The following is a 1,158-nucleotide window of genomic DNA, read 5'->3' as shown; positions in this document are numbered from 1 at the left end:
TAGAACTCAGCGTGCAGCACCATTCTAGTCGCATCATCCAGAAATGTCACAAGGTATACCTGCTTTGGCTTTCCCTTGTCACCAATGGGCAGGTAGCATCCATACTTGATGTCCGAATGCCACATCTTGTTCCTTGTCCTCTTCTGGAACCTTCTTGTTGAGATTCCCTTGGATGCGTACATTGCCATCTGTCTGCTGCTGTAACCGCTCTTCTGTAGTTTCTCCTGGAGAGTGCTTCGCTTTACGGTTCCAGGCTCTATGAGGTTCTCCCACTCAAGTATCCGAATGATTTCAGAAACACTTCTGGATGTGACCTCACGACGCAGTCTGATTGCTTCGTTAAGCACCTCCTCAGCTATCGCATCTTCCTTTCCGGACTTTTTCTGCATGGGTTTTAAGCCTTGAAAGCCCTGTGCCCTGTAACTGTTGATGTAGCGGCGTATGGTTCTTTCCGACAGGCCTGTTTCCTGGCATATCTTCTCTTTTCGCTCTTTGAACAGCCCCTTATCCAGACCTTCCTCAAGAAGCGGCGATAGTAACAGCATCCTCTGTGTGGCTATGTCCTCAGGTTTCTTGTTGTTGCTCATGTCATTCCTCCTATTTCTAAGACTAATGACACAATTCTATGGCAACCTTATCTGGACACATATACCATTCGGGTATGCAACCATCTGGAGTTATTAACGAGGATCCGGACAACATGCATAAGCCATCCTGGACTGCTTCCAACCAGGTTGTGGATCCTCTTTAGCTTCGAACTGCTAAGGTCCTTTATGCATTGCTTGGAGAATCCATCAAGTTTTGAACGGGCGTGTAGAAGCTCTCCGTAGATATAGTCCAGGCGTTCCCTGAACCATAACTTTATCCTCCTGATTGCCGACATCTCAGCATATATGGAATCAATGCCTATACCGGTGACTATTCTCTCTATGGTCAATGAGCAGTGCCTTTTGTAGGGTACAAGTATGTTAGGCAGCTCGTGGTGTATCTTGCTGCATTTTTCCTCGTTGCAACGAAGTCTCCGAATGACTAACCTGACTGTATTGCCGTTAGTCTTAACGTAGCTTCTCCCCCTGGAACCGATAACCCTAAGTGACCCTCCGCAAACAGGACAAAAATTAACCTCATGGCTCATTACGAAGAGAGATTCCCCCTTCC

At 47.0% G+C, this 1,158-nt stretch carries 2 protein-coding genes; both read right to left on the bottom strand.

What is annotated here, in order from left to right; genetic code table 11:
* Positions 1-587, bottom strand: a 587-nt coding sequence (locus T472_RS17950) for a helix-turn-helix domain-containing protein (RefSeq protein WP_023388145.1), incomplete at its 3' end; no start/stop codon positions are given.
* A gap of 47 nt (positions 588-634) precedes the next feature.
* The coding region (locus T472_RS17945) for a DUF6431 domain-containing protein (protein WP_023863769.1) at positions 635-1,158 on the bottom strand (524 nt) is incomplete at its 5' end.

This window comes from Youngiibacter fragilis 232.1, from assembly GCF_000495435.3.
GTDB classification, from domain to species: Bacteria; Bacillota; Clostridia; order Clostridiales; family Clostridiaceae; genus Youngiibacter; species Youngiibacter fragilis.
This window is presented reverse-complemented; position numbering and strand designations above follow the sequence as displayed.